The 5,365-nt window shown below is 53.2% G+C and carries 5 protein-coding genes and 1 pseudogene; all 6 read right to left on the bottom strand.

Annotated elements, in window-relative coordinates; genetic code table 11:
* Window positions 1-334: 334 nt before the first annotated feature.
* Window positions 335-2,013: pseudogene (locus tag BBW68_RS04900) on the bottom strand (hypothetical protein).
* Window positions 2,014-2,015: 2 nt separating this feature from the next.
* Window positions 2,016-2,555 carry a baseplate complex protein gene (locus tag BBW68_RS04895; protein ID WP_070134251.1) on the bottom strand — a complete coding sequence of 180 codons (540 nt, stop codon included), beginning with the start codon at window positions 2,553-2,555 and terminating at the stop codon, window positions 2,016-2,018.
* The gene (locus BBW68_RS04890; protein WP_070134250.1) at window positions 2,527-3,240 is read right to left on the bottom strand and encodes a hypothetical protein; all 714 of its coding nucleotides are present in this window, start codon (window positions 3,238-3,240) and stop codon (window positions 2,527-2,529) included. The genes BBW68_RS04895 and BBW68_RS04890 overlap by 29 nt, the downstream gene beginning before the upstream one ends.
* Window positions 3,240-3,758, bottom strand: coding sequence for a tail fiber assembly protein (locus BBW68_RS04885; RefSeq protein ID WP_245675205.1), 519 nt, complete (start codon window positions 3,756-3,758; stop codon window positions 3,240-3,242). Before BBW68_RS04885 ends, BBW68_RS04890 begins: the two co-directional genes overlap by 1 nt.
* Window positions 3,759-3,768: 10 nt before the next feature.
* Entirely contained in the window at window positions 3,769-4,182 is a 414-nt protein-coding gene (locus BBW68_RS04880) for a hypothetical protein (RefSeq protein ID WP_245675204.1), read from the bottom strand.
* A 120-nt stretch (window positions 4,183-4,302) separates the two neighbouring features.
* The coding region (locus BBW68_RS18280; RefSeq protein ID WP_186821278.1) for a tail fiber protein at window positions 4,303-5,365 on the bottom strand (1,063 nt) is incomplete at its 5' end.

Raw genomic sequence — 5,365 nt, 5'->3', positions numbered from 1 at the left:
AAAACTGAAATCTTTGAAATCTGTTTCACACATTTCAGTTGGCGATCGGACGCTAAAGCCCCAGCGCTGGCGAGGTCTGGCGAGGTGTTTTGTACCTCCGGAAAAACTGAAATCATTTTCAACACGAAAACCGCAGGCGGGTGCGGTGTAGCGCCGTTTTCGTCACTTCCGTCGTTATTTCGTCGCGCTCAGGATTCGCTGGCGCAGACGTACGCCGCTGCGCTGAATAAAGGAGTGTCTTTGTCTGGATGTAATGGCGCGCTGCGCTGTGGGCGTTCTGTGGCGTTTGAGAGGGGGACAAAAAACCCGCTACGGTGAGCGGGTGGGATGGGGATTACTTGCCGATTACGGGGGAGTATTTACCGTTCAGGGTGTCAGCCTTCGTGCCGGTGCTGCGAATGTCGCCGGCGTTCGTCGGCGTGCCGGTATTGCTGTGCGTGTGGCTGGCTGTCAGTTCTGCCAGCTGCTTGACCACATCAAGCGTATCCAGCATCAGCTGCGCCACGTTAATGCTGCCGGAACCTATCCATACCACTGGCGCGATAATCTGCTGCTGTACGGCCGCAACGCTTTTCCGAATCTGGCCAATCTGCTCCGTCAGGTTCATGCCGATCGTAACGGTGGCGTTTTCGACTACGGCCAGTTCATCATTACCGCCGACCGTGGCCAGCCGGCTACCCTGAATCGCCTGGCTAAATTTACCGGTGCTGACCTGCTGAATGGCTCCGGCCATCAACGTAGACGTACCGATAACGCTGGTCTTATCCGTGGCTTTAATGGTCGTTTCCCGACTCACCAGCTCCCGGTTTTCCGTATCTGCCTTAACCGTTCTGGCCATCGATGTTTCGCTGATTGTCTGGTCAGTCTGCCGTACCCAGTCGCCGGCCTGCGTCACGCGCTGGGAGACTTCCGCCCGCTGCTGCTGGAGCTGCTCGCCGGGTTTGATATCCGGCAGGCTGGTACCATCCGGTACAGTCTGGCGGATAAATGGTTTATCCGGCCGGCCGTCAGTAAAGGCAACTTCTACCAGCGTACCTTCAGGCGAGAACTGGTACATGCCGGAATCATTACCGGCCATCGGTACCGGTAGTGGAACAGCAGAATAAACGGGCGTTTGCGCGTCGGGTATTCCGTCTGCATCAAGCAGCTGCACGTCCACGGCGTAGCGCGGACGGAACGGATCCGAAAAGTTGCCGCTCTTTACTGCTTCTGTCGGCGCGATGACCCTGGCGAACTTCGGCAGGTGTAGCCCAGACGCCAGCTCAGGGTAATGACTTTCAACCTGTCGCTGTACCGGTGATTTTTGCAATGGCTTGCCGGTGGCGCGGTTACGCGGTGTCCAGGTAACGGCCATCGTATCGTTAGTCAGATGTACCTTTGTGACGCGCTCGCCGTTCATTTCAACCCCCGGCCGCAGGCTCTGAACAACGGGTAACGTCATGGTGTTACCGCCAGCAGCCCCCTGGCTGAACCCGGCCGGGATATCCACCGGCTTACCGGCAAAGAGTGACTTTTCCGCCCCTCCCACATACAGCCCGCCATTCGGTAGCTGGTACCAGATGTAATCCGTTATGCCAAAGGCTTTACCCAGATTATTCAGCAACTGATACCCGCTGCCGCTGTGGGTAAAGTGGGGGATCGGTTTATCGGTGTAGTCAGCATCAGGAACCATCACCGTAATGCCGCTGTTCTCTTCCAGCCAGCCCGCTACACTGCGCAGCGTGGGGTGCTGAAGTGAGCATGGCCACAGGCGTTCAGACACGCCGACCAGCTCACGAACAAAAGCCTCTGAAAACCGTTATCAGCCGGCTGCGATCGTTCAACATACCCGGTAAACCACCGCAAAAGCAGGTCTGTATAGCCCACATTAAGGCGCACCAGCTTGCCGGTATAATCCTGGTCAGTTTTGGCCGTAATAAATCCCCGGCCGCAGCTGTTAAGCTCAAGCACCAGGCTGGCATCAGCGAGATGTACCTCATCGGTTGACAGGTACAGACGTTTTATCGGTTTCATCCTTACCCCAGCGCATCGTTGACGGGCTTCAGGACTTTTCGCTCAAACCACGTCATTTTCTCGTCATCTTCGTCAGCAGACTGGCCAGCGCTTCCTCCCGCGCCTCCCTGCTTTTTCGCCGTCGTTTTACTGCTCGCCCTTGCCTCTTTCTTCTCCTGGACGCTGATATGCTCGGTCAGCGTAAATGTCACAAGCCAGGATATTTTCCCGTCCTGCTGCGGGGCATCCAGCGTGCCGGTAAAGGTGGCTTCACGAAAATTAACCGCCCGCGCCTGCTCATGCGCCACGCGGTATTTCTGGCGCTTTCCGCTGGCATCGGTGGCGCTGGCCAGCTCAAAGATGCGGCGCAAAATAGCCTTATCTTTAAAGGGAACTTCACCGGATACACGCAGCTCCTTTCCCTTCGCCCCCTGTTCGGATTTGGTCGTAGCGCTGGTCTGGCCGGACTGGTCTTTATCCTGAAACTGCTGCGTTATGGTTACGCGCATGTTTTTCAGCTGGATCGCTTCTCCGTTAAGCGCCAGCGTCGGGTTCGAGGTCATGTATCATTCCTTTTATGCCGTCGAGATTATCGCCGGTCAGCATCATCGCCGCAGAGTAAACCGCCGATTGCAGCGGGATGCCCTTGACCAGCTCCAGCAACGTGGTAGCCAAATCACCACTGCCAGTAAATACCCATGCTTTGGCGCTTTTACCCTGCAATTCCTCCAGACTGCCGGCGATTTCGCCCAGCAGGTTATTGCGCAGCCGGCTAAAGTCGTCCAGCTGCTGTTTCAGCGCGCCGATATCTAAAGCTGCGGCGGCTTCTTCCTGGGCTTTTTGTACTGCCGCTGCTGCCAGTGCCGCTCTGCTGGTCGGAATTGACAGCGGAAGTGCATCAGCCAGACCAGCGGTATACTTCGCGGGGATCTGCATCTTCTCTATGGCCAGTTCTGCGGTGGATTGCGCCAGTCGCTTTACCTGAGTGAAAGCCGGCGACGGAAAAACGTCTACCAGTTGATTAAGGCTGTTCATAAAGCTGTCATGCGTCTGGCCAGCGAGCATCATAATCACCACTGCCGCATTACCGCCTGTTTCGGCCAGATATGAAATCGCATTAACGGGACTGAGATATGCCCCGTTCTCTGTCTGCTGCCCCAGACCATAAACCCAGGGATGCGCGGGAATGACGGAGCAGCTCACCGACGCAATGGTATCAGTAAATGCGATCTTTGCCTCACGCCACATTATTCTGGTGCCTCCGGAAAACTGACGGGCAATGCGGAAATGTCAGCGGCCTCCAGCTCGTCAATATAATCAAGCCAGGCGTTTAACTCATTTAACTGTGTTTCGGTCAGCGTTCTCCCCACCATCAATTTTGTCTGGGGAACAACAATCTTCTCCCTTGCCTTACTCAGTAAGCGATCGCGCTCGTCTCTGGCCTGTTGCTGTAGTTCTTCCTGTGAATAAGCAAACGGGATGATTTTTTTACCATCAAATACCCAGCGCTTACCCGGTTCGAAAAAATCAGCCGGCACGCTGGCTTTTCTGATTTCCGAAACCGACAAATTTTCCGGTGCCAGCATGGATACATCCCATGATGCGGCAACGATATTGCCTTTTTCATCAAACATGAATTTCAGGCTGGTAGCTGAAAATTTACCCTGCGATTCATACCAGTCGTTGCCGTCCTCATCGGTAAACACCATGATTGAAATGTCATCAAGCTGTTTTGTCGTTGCGTTAAAATTTTTCATTAGCATCATAATCATTTCCTTATGAATAGGCCGCAGTAACCCAGGAACCGCCGTTAATTTGATACTGGAGCGGACGAAGACGGATCCAGTAATTTGAACTTCCCCGGTCAGCAAATGACGTCATCGCACCGCCAGTCATACGCTCACTATTTCCGCGCTCCTGGTATTCTGCCGATGCTCCAAAACGAACGCCGGTAACATAATTCCCCTTTGCCTGATAACCCGCGTCGGACTGGGCTTTGGTGTAATAGCGCGAATCGGAAAGCGTTTTGGTGTAATAACGTGCATCAAAGTTTGCGTAGTTAGCAGGAGTGACTTGCCCCGGATAGGCGTAATTGCCGCTGGTGTCCCACTTATGGTTATATTCCTGCCCCGCGCTGCCCCGGATATGTAAATGCCAGCTCAATACTGTTCCACTAATCAGGGCACCCATTGAAAACACCCATGCATTACTGCTCAGTCGTGCGCGTTGCTTAATAAGTGGGTGATATTCGCTGGTTCCAGCAGAGCTAAAATCCTGATAGTAAGCGGCTGTAGTGTTGTACTGCTGATCTCATGCATACGCCCCGACATATCCCGCTGAAATGCCTTTTGTGGCGTTGACTCCCTCCCCGAAAACTACATTTCCTGTGCTCAGGTTCACCTGTAGAGGACGCAAGCTGTTATAGCTCCCGAGAGGAGCGCCGCTATCTGTCAGCATCAGATACAGATTATTGCCATCATTGCGCCAGAAAGAACCATAGTTGCCGTATGCAATGCGGAAGTTATTAGCGGTTTTTCCGATGATTTCACCGTCGAAGGTACCGTCCGGGTTGAAAATAACCGTTTTCCCGTTTGCCCTTAAACTGATACGGCCATTTACATCAATTTCAATGCCGCTATTTGACTGATAGTTCCACAGCATCAGGGATTCGCTGTTAGCGTTAGCTTTCCCCACATACCATGAGTTAGAACCATCTTTTTTATACGACATGATGTACTGGCGTGTATCGTCCCCTGTGCTCCTCAGCGCAATATTGGGCGCATTCATGGCAATCGCCAGTGAACCAGATAACGTACCGCCGTTAGTACTGAAGAACTCAAGCCAGTCAGTCCAGGGACCATTGCCATTAAAAACACCGGTCAAAGCCCGGACAAAAATACGGCTGCTGTAAGAAATATACATTTGCTGGCAGCCGTACACAGAGGGTGTAACAAAAAGCGTACCCGCTGCATTAACAGGATAATGGTTAGCCGTTGTGGCTGACGCATTTTGCTGTTGAGTATAAATACCGGCATCTGTCGCTTTACCCAGCGTATTCAAATCCACGCTGAGGTTATTTTTTGCAATGATCAGACGATTATTCGCGTTATCGTTAGCAGCCTTGACCGCTTTCGGCGTTGCCGCCAGCGTTTCACTGTCGCTGTTCGTCGCGCTACTGAGTTGCACAAACCCTTTCGCGCCGGTCGTTGCATCCGGATGATTACGTGATTTTTCGTGCGCTTTCAGCGCATCGCTCGCAGCCTGGTCATCAAGCGAACCTTTCGGGCGCAGGTCGGTAATATTCCCGTTAGCGTCAATGCTCGCCAGCGCAAACACGTAATGCTGTACGCCATTCTGTACATAATCCGCAAGA

This window comes from Candidatus Erwinia dacicola (genome assembly GCF_001756855.1).
Classification (GTDB): domain Bacteria; phylum Pseudomonadota; class Gammaproteobacteria; order Enterobacterales; family Enterobacteriaceae; genus Erwinia; species Erwinia dacicola.
Note: the sequence above shows the minus strand (reverse complement) of the source record. Positions and strands in the feature narration are given on the sequence as shown.